Genomic DNA, 19,100 nt, shown 5'->3' on the forward strand with positions numbered 1-19,100 from the left:
TACACCGTCCGTTTCTCACCCCTTCCGGTATTTCGCCTTCCCGCGCCTTCCCGCACATCTCGCTGAATGCACTATGGTTCGAGGCGGCAAAGCAGCTGCCCCGCTCCGGGGCGACTAACCGCCCCCGAAAGGGGCCGCATCGGGAAGTGGGGAAGTGGAATGGCTCGCAAGGTCCAGGTGATCCTCAGTGACGACCTCGACGAGGATCTTCCGGCCGACGAGACCGTGAGTTTCTCCCTCGACGGGACGAACTACGAGATCGACCTGTCCGAGAAGAACGCCGAGGAGATGCGGAACGCGTTCTCGCGTTATGTGCAGGCCGCTCGCAAGGTCGGCCGCGGCTCGGGCCGGGCGTCCGGCGGCGGGCGGTCCCGCGCGACCGGGGGCGGTCGCATGGACCGTGAGCAGGCCGGCGCGATCCGCGAGTGGGCCCGCAAGAACGGCCACCAGGTGAGCGACCGCGGGCGGATCCCGGCCAGCGTGGTGGAGGCCTACGAGGCCGCCCACTGAGAAAGGGCCTCCCTGCCCCCACCGCTCGCAGGCTCGCGGCGGGGCCCTGCAGGGAGGCCGCCGACGGCCGACGGCGGCCCGGCTCCCCGAGGGGACCGGGCCGCCGTTGTCAACGGAGGGTTGCGCCTCGTCGCCGCAGGTCAGGGCCCTAGGTCCCTGGGGGAGATACGGACGGTTCGGTGACGCTAGGGGTATGAGCCAAGACGCGGCGTGGGCGACCACGACGGGTGGTCGCGATCCAGGCTCCCAGCGGGCCGTCCGAGACACCTCCCCCCTCGCACCCTCCTTCACCGCCACCGTCGACCAGGCGCGCGGCGTCGTCCGGGCCCGTGGCCACCTCGACGAGGTCGGGGCCGACCTGCTCTGCGGGACGGTCCTCGCCCTCCAGCGGCACGGGCACCGGCAGATCACCGTCCGGCTGCAGGCGACCGTGGAGCCCCCGGCGCGCGCGGTCTTCGACGAGCTGACCCAGCGGCTCGCTGCCGACGGCGTGCTGGTGGTGCTCGAGTGACGGCGGGCACGAGCGCGGGGCGCGGCTCCCTGGAGCACGGTCACTGGACGGTCGGGGTGGACGCGGTCGAGCGCCGGCACGCCGCGGACGAGGCCGCGACGAGCCGGCTGCACGCCGTCGGCGCCGACGGGCTGATCGTCGGCCGCGCCCTCTGCCTCGCCCCGGTCACCCTCCTGGACCCGGCCCTGTGGGCCTGGCCCGACGACGGCGACGAGGAGTGGCCGCTGTGCTGGGTGTGCCTGGCGCTCACGTGCTGACGCGTCGTCCGCTCTGGGCGTAACGAGACCGGAACACCGCTGGGCCACCATCGGTTGGACCGGTCAGCTCCTGTTCCTCCACCGGGCCGCGCGTGCCGACGGAGGGGCGGAGACCGCGACTACAGTGGAATGACCGGTGCCCCGCGCGCCGACGGACGTCGGGTGCTCCTCTCCGCCACGGGGAGGGCAGTGCCGGACCAGCCGGTCAGAGGAGAAGCAGCAGATGTTCGAACGGTTCACCGACCGAGCCCGCCGCGTGGTCGTCCTGGCCCAGGAAGAGGCCCGGATGCTCAACCACAACTACATCGGCACCGAGCACATCCTCCTGGGCCTGATCCACGAGGGTGAGGGTGTCGCAGCCAAGGCGCTCGAGTCCCTGGGCATCTCGCTGGAGGGTGTCCGGCAGCAGGTGGAGGAGATCATCGGCCAGGGCCAGCAGGCCCCGTCCGGGCACATCCCCTTCACCCCTCGCGCCAAGAAGGTCCTCGAGCTGTCGCTGCGCGAGGCCCTGCAGCTCGGCCACAACTACATCGGCACCGAGCACATCCTGCTCGGCCTGATCCGCGAGGGTGAGGGCGTCGCCGCCCAGGTCCTCGTGAAGCTGGGCGCGGACCTCAACCGCGTCCGCCAGCAGGTCATCCAGCTGCTGTCCGGCTACCAGGGCAAGGAGCCGGCCGCGGCCGGCGGCCCCTCCGAGGGCACCCCGTCGACCTCCCTGGTCCTCGACCAGTTCGGCCGCAACCTGACCCAGGCCGCGCGCGACTCCAAGCTCGACCCGGTCATCGGGCGGGCCAAGGAGATCGAGCGGGTCATGCAGGTCCTCTCGCGGCGGACCAAGAACAACCCGGTGCTCATCGGCGAGCCCGGCGTCGGCAAGACCGCCGTCGTGGAGGGCCTGGCCCAGGCTATCGTCAAGGGCGAGGTCCCCGAGACGCTGAAGGACAAGCAGCTCTACACCCTCGACCTCGGCGCGCTCGTCGCCGGCTCCCGCTACCGCGGTGACTTCGAGGAGCGGCTGAAGAAGGTCCTCAAGGAGATCCGCACCCGCGGCGACATCATCCTGTTCATCGACGAGATCCACACCCTCGTCGGGGCCGGTGCCGCGGAGGGCGCGATCGACGCCGCCAGCATCCTCAAGCCGATGCTGGCCCGCGGTGAGCTGCAGACCATCGGCGCCACCACGCTCGACGAGTACCGCAAGCACCTGGAGAAGGACGCCGCGCTCGAGCGGCGGTTCCAGCCGATCCAGGTGGGCGAGCCGACGCTCACCCACACGATCGAGATCCTCAAGGGGCTGCGCGACCGGTACGAGGCGCACCACCGGATCAGCATCACCGACGGCGCGCTGGTCGCCGCCGCGACGCTGGCCGACCGCTACATCTCCGACCGCTTCCTGCCGGACAAGGCGATCGACCTGATCGACGAGGCCGGCGCCCGGATGCGGATCAAGCGGATGACCGCCCCGCCGGACCTGCGCGAGTTCGACGACCGGATCGCGGCCATCCGCCGCGAGAAGGAGTCGGCCATCGACGCGCAGGACTTCGAGAAGGCCGCGTCGCTGCGCGACAAGGAGAAGCAGCTCCTGGGCGAGAAGGCCGAGCGCGAGAAGCAGTGGAAGGCCGGCGACATGGACGTCGTCGCCGAGGTCGACGACGAGCAGATCGCCGAGGTGCTGGCCAACTGGACCGGCATCCCGGTCTTCAAGCTGACGGAGGAGGAGACCACCCGACTCCTGCGCATGGAGGAGGAGCTCCACAAGCGGATCATCGGCCAGGAAGAGGCCATCAAGAGCGTCAGCCAGGCGATCCGGCGGACGCGGGCGGGCCTCAAGGACCCGCGCCGTCCCGGTGGCTCGTTCATCTTCGCCGGCCCCTCGGGTGTCGGTAAGACCGAGCTCGCCAAGGCGCTGGCCAACTTCCTCTTCGGTGAGGACGACGCGCTCATCCAGATCGACATGGGTGAGTTCCACGACCGCTTCACCGTCTCGCGGCTGGTCGGTGCCCCTCCCGGCTACGTCGGCTACGACGAGGGTGGCCAGCTGACCGAGAAGGTGCGGCGCAAGCCGTTCTCGGTGGTCCTCTTCGACGAGATCGAGAAGGCGCACGCGGACGTGTTCAACACGCTCCTGCAGGTGCTGGAGGACGGCCGGCTCACCGATGGTCAGGGCCGGATCGTGGACTTCAAGAACACGATCCTGATCCTCACGACCAACCTCGGGACGCGGGACATCTCCAAGGCGGTCGGCCTCGGCTTCCAGGCCGGGAACGACACGCAGTCCAACTACGAGCGCATGAAGTCGCGCGTGCACGACGAGCTCAAGCAGCACTTCCGGCCCGAGTTCCTCAACCGCATCGACGACATCGTGGTGTTCCACCAGCTGACCGAGGCCGAGATCATCCAGATCGTCGACCTCATGGTCGCCCGCGTGGAGAGCCAGCTGGCGAACAAGGACATGTCCCTGGAGATCACGCAGGAGGCCAAGAAGCTCCTGGCGCACCGCGGCTTCGACCCGGTGCTGGGTGCCCGGCCGCTGCGCCGGACCATCCAGCGCGAGATCGAGGACACGCTGTCGGAGAAGATCCTGTACGGCGAGCTGACCGCCGGTCAGATCGTCGTGGTGGACGTCGAGGGCGAGGGCGCCGAGCAGAAGTTCGTCTTCCGCGGCGAGGCCAAGCCGATCGACGTGCCCGACACCCCGCCGGTCGCGCTGTCGGTCGGCGACGAGGAGCCGCCGGCGACCGGGACGTCGGACGGCTGAGCCCGTAGTAGAAAGACCCCCTCCACCCACCCCTCGCACGCTCGGGTGGGATCCGGAAGGGGGCCATGGCGAGGGGCCGTCTCCCATCCGGGAGGCGGCCCCCTCGTCATGGAGGGCCCCGCCCCCCAGCACTCGCGAGCTCGTGGGGCCCCTGCAGCGGGGCCGTCGACGGGCTACCCGGGCAGGGCGAACCGGCCGTCCAGGGTCTGCTCTACCAGCCCGTCGACGAGCAGCGAGTCCAGGCACCGGGAGCGCTGGGCGTCGTCGTCCCAGGCGTCGTCGAGCAGGAGGGCCTCCACGGGCCCCTCAGCGGCCCTGAGGACGTCCAGCAGCCGGCCGCGCACCTGACGGTCGGTCCCGGCGAACCCCTGCACCCTGGGCGGCGGACCCTCGGACGCCGGGCACCCCGCCAGCCGCCAGGCGCAGCTCTCCCGGACCGGGCACGCCTCGCACCGCGGCGTCCGGGCCACGCAGACCAGCGCCCCGAGCTCCATGGCCGCCACGGAGAACCGCACCGCCCGCGTCGGGTCGGCGGGGGCCAGCGCGGCCACGTCGGTGAGGTCGCCGGCCCGCGCGGTGCCCGCCTCCACCCGGCCGTGCACGAGCCGGGCCACCACCCGCCGGACGTTGGTGTCCACGACCGGCTGCGGCTGCCCGTGGCCGAAGCACGCGACCGCGCGGGCGGTGTAGGTGCCGATGCCCGGCAGCGCCTCGAGGGCCGCCACGTCGGCGGGCACGGCGCCGCCGTGTCGCTCGGCCAGGGCCACGGCGGCCTCCCGCAACCGCAGCGCCCGCCGCGGGTAGCCGAGCTTGCCCCAGGCGCGGATCACCTCCGCCGGGGAGGCGGCGGCGAGTGCGGCCGGGGTGGGCCAGCGGGCCATCCACTCCCGCCACACCGGCTCCACCCGGGCCACGGGGGTCTGCTGGAGCATCACCTCGCTGACCAGCACTGCCCACGGGTCGACGTCCGGACGCCGCCACGGGAGGTCGCGGGCGGCGGTGGCGTACCAGTCGACGAGGGCCTCGCCGAGGTCGGTGCCGCTCAGGGGAGGGGCGGTGCTGTCCACGGGGGTCCAGTGTGCCGCCCGCCGGGGACGGCGTGCCGACGCCGGAGCCCTCCGGTCGGCGCACTACGGTTCTCCGCGTGTTGCACCCGGTCGGCCCCCTCCCCGCGGCGGTCTACTGGCGGCGGCGCCTGCTCGTCCTGGCCCTGGTCGCGGTGCTGCTGGGAGGCGGGGGCTGGCTGCTGGTCGCCGCGCTCCGGGACGACGGCGGCAGCAACTCATCGGCCGCGGCGGCGACCGGCACCGCTGCCGGCGAACCGGCGCAACCCCCGGCCCTGGAGCGGGTGGTGCCCTCGCTGGCCAGCGTGCAGACGCCCACCCCCGCGGCCGAGGTGACCGAGGAGCCGCAGGCGGCCCCCGCACCCGCACCCCAGCCGGGCGGCCCGTGCAGCGACGACATGATCGCCCTGGAGGTGCGCACCCCGGGCAGCGCACCGGTGGGCGGCAAGCCGACGTTCGAGCTGGTGGTCACCAACGTGTCGCCGGTGCCGTGCGTGCGGACCCTCGACAAGGGCCTGCAGGAGCTCGTGCTGCGCGACGGCGCCGGTGACCGGCTGTGGGGCAGCAACGACTGCGTCCCGGAGGCCACCAGCGACACCCGCACTCTCGCACCGGGGGAGTCGGTGTCCTTCCCGGTGGTCTGGAGCGGCCTGTCCAGCCAGCCGGGGTGCTCCGGCGACCGCGTGGCGCTCGGGCCGGGGCAGTACCTCGTGCGGGGACGGCTGGACACCAGGACCAGCGCCGACGCGCCCTTCGCCATCACCTGAGCCAGGGTCCGCCGCGGGCAGGAGGACTGCCCTCCTCCCCACCACTCGCGCGCCCGCGGTGGGCCCCTGGAGGGGGCCCTCCTAGCTGTAGCGGTCGAGGATCGAGGTCTCGGCCAGCCGCGACAGGCCCTCGCGGATGCCGCGGGCGCGGGCCTCGCCGACGCCGTCGACGGCGAGCAGGTCCTCGATCGTGGCGGCCAGCAGCTTCTGCAGGCCACCGAAGTGGTCGACCAGGCGGTCGATGATGCCGGCCGGGAGCCGTGGGACCCGCGCCAGGAGCCGGTACCCGCGCGGGCTGACCGGGGAGTCCAGCGCGTCGGCCGACGTCGGCAGCCCGTAGCAGCGCGCCACGGCCGACAGGTCGAGCAGCTCGGTCGCCGACAGCGCCCGCAGGTCGGTCAGCACCTGCTCGATGGTCTTCGGACGGCGGGCGCCGCCGGGGAGGTAGTCGCGCACCAGCAGGCCGCGGTCCTCCTCCACGCCGGCGAGCATCTCGTCGAGCTGCAGGGCCAGCAGCCGGCCGTCGGTACCGAGCTCGACGACGAAGCCCTCGATCTCGTCGGCGATCCGCCGGACCATCTCCAGCCGCTGGCTGACGCTCATCGCGTCGCGGACGGTGACGAGGTCCTCGATCTCCAGCGCCGACAGGGTGCTGGCCACCTCGTCGAGCCGCAGCTTGTACCGCTCCAGTGCGGCCAGCGCCTGGTTGGCGCGGGCGAGGATCGTCGTCGGGTGCTCGAGCGTGTACCGCCGCCCGGCGACGTACACGCTGATGATGTGCATGGACTGGCTGACCGAGATCACCGGGAAGCCGGTCTGGACGGCGACCCGCTCAGCGGTGCGGTGGCGGGTGCCGGACTCCTCGGTCGGGACCGTCGGGTCGGGCATCAGGTGCACGCCGGCCCGGACGATGCGGGCGCCGTCGTAGGAGACGATCACCGCGCCGTCCATCTTGGCCAGCTCGCGCAGCCGGGTGGCCGACAGCGCGACGTCGAGCGCGAAACCCCCGGTGCAGATGGACTCCACCACGCGGTCGTAGCCGAGGACGATCAACGCACCGGTGCGGCCGGCGAGGATCCGCTCCAGACCATCGCGCAGTGCGGTCCCCGGTGCGATGCGGCCGAGCAGTTCGCGGAGCGCGACCTCGGGGTCCACAGCGGGCGGCACGAGCGCTCCTGACGTTCGGTGTGTTGGCGGCTGAGTCTACGTGGCCCCGACGGTACTGGTCCGGGTCCGTGAGCCACCTCACCGGATCCGGCGGAGCCCCGGCGCCGGGGGTCACGGAGAGTCAGAAGAGCCGGGTGAACGCGGCTCCGAGGTCGGGCACCTCGATCAGCCGCATGCCCTTCGGGGCAGCGCCGGCGTCCTCCGGGACGAGCGCGACCCGGTAGCCCTGGCGGGCCGCCTCGGCCAGCCGGCGGCCGGTGCCCCCGACGCGGCGGATCTCCCCGGAGAGGCCGACCTCGCCCAGCGCGACCAGGCCCTGGGGGAGGGCGACGTCCTTGGCCGCGGAGGCGATCGCCAGCGCCAGCGCCAGGTCGGCCGCGGGCTCGGTGATGCGGACGCCGCCCACGGAGGCGGCGAAGACGTCGGCGTCGGCCAGCCGGACCCCACCGCGCCGCTCGACGACGGCGTTGACCATGGCCACCCGCTGGGAGTCCAGCCCGCTGACCGCACGCCGGGGCGACCCGCCCCCGCTGTTGGACGCGACCAGCGACTGCACCTCCGCCAGCAGCGGCCGGCTGCCCTCCATCGTCACCGTGACGCAACTGCCCGGGACCGGGGCGGCCCGCCGGGAGACGAACAGGTGCGACGCGTCGGGGACGCCGACGACCCCGCGGTCGCCGATCTCGAAGCAGCCGATCTCGTCGGCCGGCCCGAACCGGTTCTTGGTCGCGCGGACCAGCCGCAGCGTGGAGTGCCGCTCGCCGTCGAACGAGACGACGACGTCGACGAGGTGCTCCAGCGTGCGCGGTCCGGCGATGGCGCCGTCCTTGGTGACGTGGCCGACGAGGATCGTCGTCATCCCGCGGCTCTTGGCCACGCCGGTCAGCGCGCTGGCGACCGCCCGCACCTGGGTGGACCCGCCGTCGGTCCCGTCGACCGCGGGGGAGCGCACCGTCTGGACGCTGTCGAGGACCAGCAGCGAGGGGTTCACCTGCTCGACGTGCGCGAGGACGGCGGACAGCTCGGTCTCCGCGGCGAGGTAGAGGTCCTCGTGCAGGGCGCCGATCCGCTCGGCCCGCAGCCGCACCTGGGCCGCGGACTCCTCGCCCGACACCACGAGGGCCGGGCCGTTGGCCGCGGCCACCCGGTGGGCGACCTCGAGAAGCAGGGTGGACTTGCCCACCCCGGGCTCACCGGCGACCAGCAGCACCGCCCCGGGCACCAGGCCGCCGCCGAGGACGCGGTCGAGCTCGTCGATGCCGGTCGGGACGGCGCGGGCGGAGGCCAGCTCCACCTGGGCGATGGGGACGGCGGGGGCGGTGACCGGACCGGCCGCCACCGACCGCAACGGCGAGGCCGGGACGCCGACCTCCTGCAGCGTGCCCCACGCCTGACACTCGGGACAGCGGCCGACCCACTTGGCCGCGCCGTACCCGCACTCGGTGCAGCGGTGGGCGGGGCGGGACTTCACTCCTGCAGAAGGCACCCGGCGACGCTAACCGCCGGGTACGACAGATCCAGGGAGGACGCGGCCCCGCCCCGAGCCCGCGAGGGGTGGGGAGGGCGGGGTCCTTCTGCTACTCCGACTCGGTGTCCTGCTCGGCCTCGCGGCCCTCCGCGCCCTCCTCGTGGAAGTCGAAGCCCTCGCCGCGGGGCAGTGCCCGGTCGGGGTTGGCGACGCCCGCCGCGACGGTGATCTCACCGGCGCGCTCGAAGGTCAGCGTCAGGTCGATGGTCTGGCCGGTCGTCAGCTCCTCCGACAGGTCGGCGAGGTCGACGGTGAGCCCGCCGTCGTCGCCGACCAGGACGCTGGATCGGGCGGGCACGGGGATGTCGACGCGGGTGCTCGCGGTGGCGGTCGTCGGCGCGGCCGGCGCGCTCGGCTCGGCGGGGGCCGAGGGAGTTCCGCCGTCGGTCGGCGCGGCCGAGGGAGTTCCGCCGTCGGTCGGCGCGGCCGGGGGAGTCCCGCCCTCGGTCGGTGCGGCCTCGGGGGTCCCCCCTTCGGTCGGCGCCGCCGAGGGGGAGCTCGGGACGGCGGGGGTGGGCGTGGCCTGGCCGCTCACGACCACCCCGGTGAAGGCGTCGCCCTCGATGCCGACGAGGGTGTCGGCCTCGTTGCCGCCGTTCACGATCGTCATGGACAGGGACGCGTCGTCCCCGGCCGAGTAGCGGCCCTCGGTGGGGTACTCGAGCAGGACCTGGCGCAGGCTGATGTCGCCCGCCTGGGCCTCGGGGCCGACCTTGTCCCGGTTCTGGGTGACGGTCTGCGGGACCTGCCCGGCGCTGCACGCGGTCAACGCGATCGGGCTGAGGAGCAGGGCACCCATCGTGGCGGCGCGCAGTGCGCGGTTCACAGCCGTCGACCTCCAGGGACGTGCCGGCCACCGCACGTCGATGGCCCGGGTCGCGCCGAAGCCTAACGCCCGCTCCCCGGGGCCCGCCCGGAGGGAAGGGGGGCGCACCGGCGCGCCGCGCCCGCCGCCCCGCCACCCGACCGGGTGGCACCGGTCCAGTCCGCGCCGCCGCCTGCCGATCCCTCAGGGCAACGGGGTCGACGACGGGAGGCGGGATGCGGACGGGACTGCCGTTCGACGACGTCCTGGCCGCGGGCCAGGCCGGGGCCGCGTGGGCCTTCGAGGTCCTCTACCGGGACCTCGCCCCGGCCGTGACCGGGTACCTGCGGCTCCACGGCGCGGCTGAGCCGGACGACCTGGCCAGCGAGACGTTCATCGGCGTCCTCACCGGGCTGGCCGGCTTCCGTGGGGACGAGGAGGCCTTCCGCGCGTGGGTCTTCACGATCGCCCACCGCCGCCTGGTCGACGACTGGCGCCGACGCGGACGCCGTCCGCAGGTGAGCGACGACGACGCGGTGCTCCGTGCCCTCGGCGGTGGTGACGTGGAGGACGACGCGTTCGTCCGCATCGGGACCGAGGACGTGCACCGGTTGTGCGCGACGCTGCCGACCGACCAGCGTGCGGTGCTCCTGCTGCGGGTCCTCGGCGACCTCACCGTCGAGCAGGTGGCCTCCGTGCTCGGGCGCTCGATCGGCTCGGTCAAGGCCCTCCAGCGGCGCGGGCTGCGCAGCCTGCGCAGCATCCTCGAGACGACTTCCCCCGAACGGGTGGGGGCCGGCGCGCACCCTTCCGTGGCCTCCCGGCGATGACGAGGACGAGATGACCATGCCAGCCGACGACCGAGCCCTCGAGGCGGCCTTCGAGGCCGTGCTCGCCGGCCGGCCCGTGTCCGACGGTGCCTCCGGCCTGGCCGCGTTCACCGACGCGGTCCGATCGGACGCCGCCGCTCCCGGGCGGCCGAACGCGGCCCTGGCCGAACTCCTGGCGACCGGTCTCCTCACCCCCCACCAGGAACCGTCCCTCGGGACGGCCGGGCGCCCCGCCCGGACCTCACGGAAGAGGCCTCGCATGCTGCTCCCCGCCCTGATCGCCAAGATCGCCTCCGCCGGCGCCGTCGCCAAGGCCGCCGTCGGCACCGGCGTCGTCGTCGTCGCGGTCACCGGTGCGACCACCGCCACCGTCGTCGTCACCCAGGACGACCCGCCCGCCGTCGTCCAGCCCGCTGCCGACGAGGACGTTGCGGACGAGAACACGGCTGGTTCCGTCGAGGACGACACCCGGGTCCCGGCCGGCGACGCCGAGGACACCCTCCAGCAGGACGCCGGGGACGACGACGGTGACGCCGTCGAGGAGGGCGACGACTCGGGTGACGCAACTGCGGACGTCGCGTCCGAGGAAGGTGTCCCGGCCGACGAGGACGCCCAGCCGGTCGAGGACGAGACCGAGGCCACGCACCCGGACAACTTCGGCGCGTACGTCAGCGGTCAGGCGCACGACGGCGGTGTCGACGGTCAGGAGATCAGCGACGCCGCGCACGCCCGGAACCAGCAGCGCAAGGACGCCCGCGAGGCCGAGCGGGCCGAGGCGGAGGAGCCCGAGACCGAGGTCGAGGCGCCGGAGGCCGAGGAGACGGAGCCCGAGACCGCCGAGGCGGTTCCCGCCGCCGAGGTGGAGTCCCGCGGCAGCGGCAACGGTCACGGCAACGGTCACGGCAAGGGTCGCGGCCAGGAGTGACGCCGTCCGGTGGGGCCGCGTTCAGGTGACCGCGGCCCCACCGGCCAGCAGCAGCACGACGTCCAGGACGGTCAGCAGCATGACCGCCGGGAAGGCCAGCCGGCGGAAGTGCGCGGTACCGGCCAGGGCGGCCACGGCGACGGCGGGCACGGCGAGCGTCAGCCCGGCCCACCCGGCGGCCGTCGGCGGGCCGTCGGGACCCAGGACCAGCACCAGGGAGGCCCCGCCCAGCAGGACCGCACCGGTGACCGCCGAGGCCCGGGCGCCCATCCGGTGCGGCAGCCCGCGGACGCCGGTGGCCAGGTCGTCCTCGAGGTCGGGCGCCACGTTGGCCAGGTGGGCCGCGGCCCCCAGCGCGCCGCCGGCCGCCACGAGCCACCAGGGCGCGACCGGTGCGCCCGGGGCCGCGGCCACGACGCCGGCGGGCAGCGCCCCGAACCCGGTCACGTAGGGCATGACGGACACGGCGGTGCGCTTGAGGCCGGCGTTGTAGGCCCAGCCGCTGGCGACCAGGACGAGCAGCAGCAGCCCCGGCACGAGGCCGAGGAGCAGGGACAGGACGACGGCCGCGGCGGCCGAGCCGAGGGCCAGCGTGCGCAGCAGCGAGGGGACGACGGCGCCCTGCACGACCGGCTTGTCCGCCCGCGCGACGGCGCGGTCGCGGTCGGCGTCGAGCCAGTCGTTGCTCCACCCGATGGACGCCTGACCTGCGAGGACGGCGAGCGTCAGCAGTGCCACGCGCCCCGCCGGGACCCCTGCGGCGACCCCGAGGAGGGTGGCCACGACGGTCACCGCGACGGCCGGGCCGGGGTGGGTGGCGAGCGCCAGGGCGCGGACCGTCACCGCCGGCCGGGAGGGGTGCGCAGGCACATCCACCACGCCGATGTCAACCCCTCTCGACTACTTCATTCCGCCGCTGACCTGCGCTTTTACGAATCCGGCCCGCTCCGTTCGTCAGTTTCGCGTGGTAACCTGTGGACAGCGAAAGGGGTCACACACACATGGGCTTCACTGTCGGCGAGACCGTTGTCTACCCGCACCACGGTGCCGCGCTCATCGAGGCGATCGAGAAGCGGGTCATCAAGGGTGAAGAGAAGGCCTACCTCGTGCTGAAGGTCGCCCAGGGCGACCTGACCGTGCGCGTGCCGGCCGACAACGCAGAGATCGTCGGCGTCCGTGACGTCGTCGGTCAGGAGGGGCTGAACCGGGTCTTCGAGGTCCTGCGCGCCCCGCACACCGAGGAGCCGACCAACTGGTCGCGCCGCTACAAGGCCAACCTGGAGAAGCTCGCCTCGGGCGACGTCAACAAGGTCGCCGAGGTCGTCCGCGACCTGTGGCGCCGCGACAAGGACCGTGGTCTCTCCGCCGGCGAGAAGCGCATGCTCTCCAAGGCCCGCCAGATCCTGGTGAGCGAGCTCGCGCTGGCCGAGGGCACGAACGAGGACAAGGCCGAGGTGCTCCTCGACGAGGTCCTCGCCAGCTGAGCTCGTCCCCACGAGCTCTGCTGCGCTCCAGCACGTCCCGACCACTCCCGTGCACGCTGTCGGCATCGTCGCAGCGGCCGGGAGTGGTCTGCGTCTGGGGGCCGATCGCCCGAAGGCGCTGGTCTCCTTGGGCGGCCGGGCGCTGGTCTGCTGGGCCGTCGACTCGTTGCGGGACGGCGGGGTGGCCGAGGTCGTCGTCGCCATCCCGGCCGCCGAGTACGCCGCCTTCGCGACCGTGCTGCCGATGGACGTCCAGCTCGTCGCCGGCGGCGCCACCCGCACCGCCTCGGTCCGTGCGGCGCTGGCCGCGGCCACCGACCGCTGTGACGCCGTCCTCGTCCACGACGCCGCCCGCCCGCTGACCCCGCCCGACGTCGTGTCCCGGGTGCTGGCCGCGGTGGCCGCCGGCGCGCCCGCCGTCGTCCCGGTGCTGCCGGTCGTGGACACCACCGTGACCGTCGACGCCGACGGGTTGCTCGCCGGCACCCTCCCGCGGGAGGAGCTGCGCCGGGTGCAGACCCCGCAGGGCTTCCTCCGGGAGACGCTCGTCGCCGCCTACGGCCGGTTGCCCGCCGAAGCCGAGCTCACCGACGATGCCGCGGTCGTGCGCGCGGCCGGGATCCCGGTGGCCACCGTGCCCGGCGACCAGCGGGCCGCCAAGGTGACCGTGGCGCACGACCTGACGATGGCCGAGATGCAGGTCCGCGGGTGAACGCGACGACGACGGGCGAGGAGCGAGCATCGCCGGGAGGTGCCCGGAGCCGACAGGGAGTGCGCATCGCAGCGAGCGCCAGCGAGCGAGGAGCGGAGCCAGCGCAGAGGCGACCGACTGCGTCGACCGAGGAGCGGAACGAGCCCGGAGTCGAGCAATGAGCACCGGCCTGCCCAGGGTCGGGATCGGGGTGGACGTCCACCCGATCGAGGCCGGCCGCGAGTGCTGGCTGGCCGGGCTGCGGTGGCCGGACGCCGACGGCTGCGCGGGGCACTCCGACGGCGACGTCGTCGCGCACGCCCTGACCGACGCGGCGCTGTCGGCCGCCGGGCTCGGCGACATCGGCGGGCTGCTCGGCACCGACGACCCGCGGTGGTCCGGGGCGCGGGGCGCGGCGGTGCTCGAGCACGTCCGGGAGGTGCTGGCGGCGGCCGGCTGGCGGGTGGGCAACGCCGCGGTGCAGCTGGTCGGCACCACCCCGAAGGTCGGCCCCCGCCGGGCCGAGGCCGAGGCGGCGCTCTCCGCGGCGCTGGGCGCTCCCGTCAGCGTCGCCGCCACCACGACCGACGGCCTGGGCCTGACCGGGCGGGGCGAGGGGCGAGCGGCGATGGCGACGGCGCTGGTGGTCCGGACCGACTGAGGCCCGGCTCGGCGGACGCGGGGGCTCGGGAGGGTCCGCAGACTCCGCGCAGAGCAGACGCCGCGCTCCGTAGACTCCGCACAGTGAGCCTCCGCCTGTACGACACGGCCGCCCGCGCGGTCCGCGACTTCACGCCCCTGCGTGCGGGACAGGCCTCCATGTACGTCTGCGGGCTCACCGTCCAGGGCCCGCCGCACGTCGGCCACGTGCGGGCGCAGGTGAACTTCGACGTCCTCCGCCGCTGGCTGACCGCCAAGGGGTTCGAGGTCACCTACGTCCGGAACGTGACCGACATCGACGACAAGATCCTCGCCAAGGCGGCCGAGCACGGCGTTCCGTGGTGGGCCTGGGCCTACACCAACGAGCTGGCCTGCACCCGCGCCTACGACGTCCTCGGCGTGCTGCCGCCGACCTACGAGCCGCGCGCCACCGGGCACGTCCCCGACATGGTCGCGCTGATCGAGCGGCTGCTCGAGCGCGGGCACGCCTACGCCGCAGGCGGCGACGTCTACTTCGACGTCCGCTCGTTCGCGGGCTACGGGGAGCTCACCGGTCAGCGCACCGACGACCTGCAGCCGGCGGCCGACACCGACACCGACGAGCGCAAGCGCGACCCGCGGGACTTCGCGCTGTGGAAGGCGCACAAGGCGGACGAGCCGGACACCGCCGGCTGGGCCACGCCCTGGGGGCGCGGCAGGCCGGGCTGGCACCTGGAGTGCTCCGCGATGGCCGAGCGCTATCTGGGGCCGGAGTTCGACGTCCACGGGGGTGGGCTGGACCTGCGCTTCCCCCACCACGAGAACGAGCGGGCCCAGTCGATGGCCGCCGGTGACGGCTTCGCCCGGTACTGGCTGCACAACGGCTGGGTCACCCTCGGCGGCGAGAAGATGAGCAAGTCGCTGGGCAACACCGCGCTGGTCGACGAGGTGGTCAAGCGGGTCCGGCCGGTGGAGCTGCGCTACTACCTGGTCACGCCGCACTACCGGTCCACGATCGAGTTCACCGACGCGGCGCTGGAGGAGGCGGGCGCCGCCTACCGGCGGCTGGAGTCGTTCGTGAAGCGGGCGGCCGAGCGGGTCGGTGCGGACGCCGGGAAGCCCGAGCTGGCCGCCGAGTTCACCGCCGCCCTCGACGACGACCTGGGGACCCCGGCCGCGGTCGCCGTCGTCCACGAGGTGGTGCGGCAGGGCAACACCGCGCTGGCCGCCGGGGACGACGAGGGCGCCGCCGCGGCGCTCGGCTCGGTGCGGGCGATGCTCGGCGTGCTCGGCCTCGACCCGCTCGACCCGCACTGGGCCGCCGGTGCCGACGACCGGCTGACCGAGGTCACCGACGGGCTGGTCTCGCTCGCGCTGGAGCAGCGCCAGGCCGCCCGCGCCCGCAAGGACTACGCCGCGGCCGACGCGATCCGCGACCAGTTGGCCGCAATCGGTGTCCAGGTCGAGGACACCCCGCAGGGACCCCGATGGGAGCTGAGCCGCTGATGGCCGGCAACAGCCAGCGCCGGGGCCGCACCAGCGGCGCCGGCAAGAAGAGTGCCACCGCCGGCACGGGCGGCAAGGGCCGCCGGGCGCTCGCCGGGCGCGGCGCCACCCCGCCCGCCGAGATGCGCAAGGGCCACCCGGCGCAGCGGCGCGCGCAGGCCGACGCCCGCCGCCGCGCCGACCGCGACCGCAGCCGGCAGCGCGCCGAGGAGGCCCCCGAGCTGCTCCTCGGCCGCAACCCGGTCGTGGAGGCGCTGCGGGCGCAGATCCCGGCGACCGCGCTCTACGTCGTCACCGGGGACACGCGGACGGCGACCGACGAGCGGATCACCGAGGCGCTGCACCTGGCCAACGACCGCGGCCTGCCGCTGCTGGAGGTCGGCAAGGCGGAGTTCGACCGGATGTCCGGCGGCGCGCTGCACCAGGGCATCGGCCTGCAGGTGCCGCCGTACCAGTACGCGCACCCCGACGACCTGCTCGACCTCGCCCGCGACTCGGGCCGCCCGCCGCTGGTCGTCGCGATGGACGGCGTCACCGACCCGCGCAACCTCGGGGCCGTCGTCCGCTCGGCCGCGGCCTTCGACGCGCACGGCGTCGTCGTCCCGCAGCGTCGGGCGGTGGGCATGACAGCGTCGGCGTGGCGGACCAGCGCCGGCGCCGCCGCCCGCCTGCCGGTCGCGCGGGCGGTGAACCTCGCCCGGGCGCTCGCGTCCTACCAGGAGGCCGGGCTGATGACGGTGGGCCTGGCCGCCGACGGCGACGTCGACGTGGACGACTTCGACGGCTTCGCCGACCCGGTGGCGCTGGTCGTCGGCGCCGAGGGGGCGGGGCTGTCCCGGCTGGTGCGGGAGCGTTGCGACGTCGTCGTCAGCATCCCCATCGCCCGGGACACCGAGTCGCTCAACGTCAGCGTCGCGGCCGGCATCGCGCTGTACCAGGCCGCCCTGTCACGGCGCCGAGCGGAGTGAGCGGGGCGCGGAGACCGCGCCGTACGACTCCGCTCAGCCGATGAGCTGCGCGATCGTGTAGATCACCAGGCCCGCCAGGCCGCCGACGACGGTGCCGTTGATGCGGATGAACTGCAGGTCCCGGCCGACCTGGAGCTCGATCCGGCGGCTGGTCTCCTCGGTGTCCCAGCGGGCCACGGTGCTGCCGACCAGGTCGGCCACGTCCCCGGAGAACCGCTCGACGAGGTAGCCGGCCGCCGTGTGCGCGTGCCGCTGCACGAGCTCGCGGAGGGTGGGGTCGTGCTGCAGCTTGTCCGCCAGGGTGCGGACCATCCCGGTCAGCCGCGCTCGCAGCTCGGACTCCGGGTCGGCGGCCGCGGTCAGGACGGCGCTCTTCAGGTTGCTCCACAGCGACCCGGACCAGGTCCGGACGGCGGGGTGCTCGAGCAGCTCCTTCTTCAGCTCCTCGACCCGTCCCGCGGCGGCGGGGTCGGTGCGCAGGGCGTGCACGTAGGCGCGCAGGCGGGCGTCGTAGACCCGGCGCAGCTCGTGCCGGGGGTCCTCGCCGACCTCCTCGAGGAACCGCATCACCCCGGTGAACACCCGGTCGAAGACCCGGTCGTCCACCCAGTCGGGCACCCAGGCCGGGGACGCGTCACCCAGCTGGGCCCGGAACACCACCCGGTTGTCGTCGAGGAACCGGGCCAGCCCACGCAGCGCCGCCGACAGAACCTCCTGGTGGCGGTCGCCGTCCACGACCAGCTCCAGGGCCCGGGCGACCACCGGGGCGGCGGGGGTGGCGTGCAGCTTGCGGTCGACCAGGGCGGCGACGGCCGGCTGCAGGTCGTCGTCCCGCAGCAGGTCGGCCATCGACTGCAGGACGGCGCCGGCGTCCCCGGAGAGCCGCTCCGCCCGGCCCGGGGCGGCGAGCAAGGCGCCGAGCCGGCCGGGGACGTCGATCGTGGTCAGCTTCTCCTCGACCACGGCGCGGGTCAGGAAGTTCTGCTGGACGAAGGTGCCCAGGCTGGCGCCGATCTGGTCCTTCTTGCGCGGGATGATCGCGGTGTGCGGGATCGGCAGCCGCATCGGGTGCCGGAACAGTGCGGTGACGGCGAACCAGTCGGCCAGCGCGCCCACCATCGATGCCTCGGCGGTCGCCCGCACGTAGCCGACCCAGGCCCCCGCCTCCGGGCCGATCAGCACACACGTCAGGAACACCGCGGCGGCGGCCAGGAACAGCCCGGTCGCCAGCCGCTTCATGCGCGCGAGGTCGCGGGCCCGCTCCGGGTCGTCGAGGGAGCGGGCCAGGGGCGCGGTCGGGCGGGGTGCCGGCACCTGACCGAGCCTAGGCACCCCGCCGGGGACCCGCGCTGGGGTCGTCAGTCGGAGGTGCTGCCCAGGGTGACGTCCACCTGGGAGGTGTCGTGACCGCGCTGGACGGTCAGGGTCACCGCGTCGCCCGGCGTCGCGCTGCGGACGGCGGCGGTCAGCTCGGTGGAGGTGGTGACCACCCGGTCGCCGAGGGCGGTCACGACGTCACCGGCCTGCAGTCCCGCGTCCGCGGCCGGGCTGTTCGGCTGCACCTGCACGATCTGCGCGCCGGTGCCGATCTCGGCGTTGCCGTCGTCGGCCGCGGTCTGGGCGCTGACGCCGAGGTAGGTGGTCCGGGCCGAGCCGGTGGCCATGATCTCCTTCGCGATCCGCTCGGCGGTGTTGCCGGGGATGGCGAAGCCGACGCCGATGTTGCCGCTCTCGGACTGCTGGCCGGGAGCGCCGGCGGCCACCGTGGCGATGGCGGTGTTGATGCCGATGACCTCGCCGGCGCCGTTGACCAGCGCGCCGCCGGAGTTGCCCGGGTTGATCGCGGCGTCGGTCTGCAGCGCGTCGATGACCGTCGCGTCGTCCTGCGTGGAGCCGGTGGCGACGGCACGGCCGGTGGCGCTGACGATCCCGTCGGTCACGGTGTCCGACAGCCCGAGCGGGGCGCCGATCGCGACCGCGAGATCGCCGACCTGCACGTCGTCGGAGTCGGCGAAGGTGGCCGGCGTCAGGCCGGAGGCGCCGTCCAGCTCGAGCACGGCCAGGTCGTAGGTGGGCTCCGTGCCGACGACGGTCGCGTCGTACAGGGTGCCGTCGGAGGTGCGCACCGAGACGGTGGCCGAGCCGGCGCTGCCGTCCAGGCTCACCACGTGGTTGTTGGTCAGCACGTAGCCGTCGTCGGTCAGGACGACGCCCGAGCCGCTGCCCGACCCGGACTGCGCGGTGACGTAGACGGTGACCACGCTGGGTGCGGCCTTGGCCGCAGCGGCGGTCACCGCGGTCGCCGTCTCCGCGTTCTTGATGGTCACGTTCTGGGCGGCCGCGGTCGCCGTCCCGCTCGTCCCGCCGTCATCGGTGAGCGCCACCACGCCCGCGCCGGCGCCGCCGCCGATGAGCGCGCCCGCGAGCAGGCCGGCGATGCCGATCCGCAACCGGCTCGACCGCCGGCGCGGCTCCTGGGGCTCGGACTGGACGGGAGGCAGGGATCCGGGCGGTGCGGGCGGGACGGGGGCCTGCTGCCAGGTCGGGGGCGTCCACGGGGCGGCGGTGGGTGTGCCGTAGTGGTTCACGGGTCCTGAGTCCTCCTATCGGGCGGCGGTCCGCCGCCCTCGCGCCCACCACGATCGGCTCCGCGACTGCCGCGGGGCTGACGGTCGGCTGTGAGGTCCCTG

The 19,100-nt window shown here is 74.4% G+C and carries 19 protein-coding genes; 12 read left to right on the plus strand and 7 right to left on the minus strand.

Going from position 1 to position 19,100, the window contains the following annotated elements; all coding sequences use genetic code 11:
- Positions 1-159: 159 nt before the first annotated feature.
- From ACI782_RS00740 to ACI782_RS00755, 4 genes are all read left to right on the plus strand, one after another.
- Complete coding sequence (locus ACI782_RS00740) at positions 160-510, plus strand: histone-like nucleoid-structuring protein Lsr2 (RefSeq protein WP_456905071.1); 351 nt, start codon at positions 160-162, stop codon at positions 508-510.
- A gap of 193 nt (positions 511-703) precedes the next feature.
- Positions 704-1,021: a hypothetical protein gene (locus tag ACI782_RS00745; RefSeq protein ID WP_456905073.1), complete on the plus strand. Its 318-nt coding sequence runs from the start codon at positions 704-706 to the stop codon at positions 1,019-1,021.
- Positions 1,018-1,278: a hypothetical protein gene (locus ACI782_RS00750; RefSeq protein WP_456905075.1), complete on the plus strand. Its 261-nt coding sequence runs from the start codon at positions 1,018-1,020 to the stop codon at positions 1,276-1,278. Before ACI782_RS00745 ends, ACI782_RS00750 begins: the two co-directional genes overlap by 4 nt.
- A gap of 223 nt (positions 1,279-1,501) precedes the next feature.
- Positions 1,502-4,036 carry an ATP-dependent Clp protease ATP-binding subunit gene (locus ACI782_RS00755; protein WP_456905077.1) on the plus strand — a complete coding sequence of 845 codons (2,535 nt, stop codon included), beginning with the start codon at positions 1,502-1,504 and terminating at the stop codon, positions 4,034-4,036.
- Between the two features lie 173 nt (positions 4,037-4,209).
- Here the strand turns inward: ACI782_RS00755 and ACI782_RS00760 are convergent, their stop codons facing one another.
- On the minus strand, positions 4,210-5,103 hold the full coding sequence (locus ACI782_RS00760; protein ID WP_456905079.1) for an A/G-specific adenine glycosylase: 894 nt from the start codon (positions 5,101-5,103) through the stop codon (positions 4,210-4,212).
- Between the two features lie 77 nt (positions 5,104-5,180).
- On the opposite strand from ACI782_RS00760, the gene ACI782_RS00765 reads away from it, so the two are divergent.
- A complete protein-coding gene (locus tag ACI782_RS00765) occupies positions 5,181-5,867 on the plus strand; it encodes a MucR family transcriptional regulator (RefSeq protein ID WP_456905081.1) in 687 nt (228 codons plus the stop codon).
- Positions 5,868-5,948: 81 nt separating this feature from the next.
- Here ACI782_RS00765 and disA read toward each other — a convergent pair whose 3' ends face one another.
- The 3 genes from disA to ACI782_RS00780 form a co-directional block, all read right to left on the minus strand.
- The gene (disA, locus tag ACI782_RS00770) at positions 5,949-7,034 is read right to left on the minus strand and encodes a DNA integrity scanning diadenylate cyclase DisA (RefSeq protein WP_456905083.1); all 1,086 of its coding nucleotides are present in this window, start codon (positions 7,032-7,034) and stop codon (positions 5,949-5,951) included.
- A gap of 121 nt (positions 7,035-7,155) precedes the next feature.
- Entirely contained in the window at positions 7,156-8,520 is a 1,365-nt protein-coding gene (radA, locus tag ACI782_RS00775) for a DNA repair protein RadA (protein WP_456905085.1), read from the minus strand.
- Positions 8,521-8,611: 91 nt separating this feature from the next.
- A complete protein-coding gene (locus tag ACI782_RS00780; protein ID WP_456905087.1) occupies positions 8,612-9,388 on the minus strand; it encodes a hypothetical protein in 777 nt (258 codons plus the stop codon).
- A 215-nt stretch (positions 9,389-9,603) separates the two neighbouring features.
- Here ACI782_RS00780 and ACI782_RS00785 point away from each other — a divergent pair, with 215 nt between their 5' ends.
- Together ACI782_RS00785 and ACI782_RS00790 are read left to right on the plus strand one after the other, a co-directional pair.
- Entirely contained in the window at positions 9,604-10,197 is a 594-nt protein-coding gene (locus tag ACI782_RS00785) for an RNA polymerase sigma factor (protein WP_456905089.1), read from the plus strand.
- A 10-nt stretch (positions 10,198-10,207) separates the two neighbouring features.
- Positions 10,208-11,122, plus strand: a complete 915-nt coding sequence (locus ACI782_RS00790; RefSeq protein ID WP_456905091.1) for a hypothetical protein — start codon at positions 10,208-10,210, stop codon at positions 11,120-11,122.
- A 21-nt stretch (positions 11,123-11,143) separates the two neighbouring features.
- Here the strand turns inward: ACI782_RS00790 and ACI782_RS00795 are convergent, their stop codons facing one another.
- Positions 11,144-11,965 (minus strand): UbiA family prenyltransferase, encoded by an 822-nt coding sequence (locus ACI782_RS00795; protein ID WP_456905093.1) that lies wholly within the window; start codon positions 11,963-11,965, stop codon positions 11,144-11,146.
- A 158-nt stretch (positions 11,966-12,123) separates the two neighbouring features.
- On the opposite strand from ACI782_RS00795, the gene ACI782_RS00800 reads away from it, so the two are divergent.
- From ACI782_RS00800 to rlmB, 5 genes are all read left to right on the plus strand, one after another.
- On the plus strand, positions 12,124-12,606 hold the full coding sequence (locus ACI782_RS00800) for a CarD family transcriptional regulator (RefSeq protein ID WP_097206868.1): 483 nt from the start codon (positions 12,124-12,126) through the stop codon (positions 12,604-12,606).
- A 49-nt stretch (positions 12,607-12,655) separates the two neighbouring features.
- Complete coding sequence (ispD, locus tag ACI782_RS00805) at positions 12,656-13,318, plus strand: 2-C-methyl-D-erythritol 4-phosphate cytidylyltransferase (RefSeq protein ID WP_456905095.1); 663 nt, start codon at positions 12,656-12,658, stop codon at positions 13,316-13,318.
- Positions 13,319-13,475: 157 nt separating this feature from the next.
- A complete protein-coding gene (ispF, locus tag ACI782_RS00810; RefSeq protein ID WP_456905097.1) occupies positions 13,476-13,958 on the plus strand; it encodes a 2-C-methyl-D-erythritol 2,4-cyclodiphosphate synthase in 483 nt (160 codons plus the stop codon).
- A gap of 83 nt (positions 13,959-14,041) precedes the next feature.
- Positions 14,042-15,442 (plus strand): cysteine--tRNA ligase, encoded by a 1,401-nt coding sequence (gene cysS, locus ACI782_RS00815; RefSeq protein ID WP_456905099.1) that lies wholly within the window; start codon positions 14,042-14,044, stop codon positions 15,440-15,442.
- Positions 15,424-16,410, plus strand: a complete 987-nt coding sequence (gene rlmB, locus ACI782_RS00820; protein WP_456905101.1) for a 23S rRNA (guanosine(2251)-2'-O)-methyltransferase RlmB — start codon at positions 15,424-15,426, stop codon at positions 16,408-16,410. The genes cysS and rlmB overlap by 19 nt, the downstream gene beginning before the upstream one ends.
- Before the next feature lie 33 nt (positions 16,411-16,443).
- On the opposite strand, the gene ACI782_RS00825 is transcribed toward rlmB, so the two are convergent.
- Entirely contained in the window at positions 16,444-17,724 is a 1,281-nt protein-coding gene (locus ACI782_RS00825; protein WP_456905103.1) for a DUF445 domain-containing protein, read from the minus strand.
- A 44-nt stretch (positions 17,725-17,768) separates the two neighbouring features.
- Entirely contained in the window at positions 17,769-18,998 is a 1,230-nt protein-coding gene (locus ACI782_RS00830; protein WP_456905105.1) for a S1C family serine protease, read from the minus strand.
- Positions 18,999-19,100 lie beyond the last annotated feature (102 nt).

It is taken from the genome of Geodermatophilus sp. SYSU D00703 (assembly GCF_054050155.1).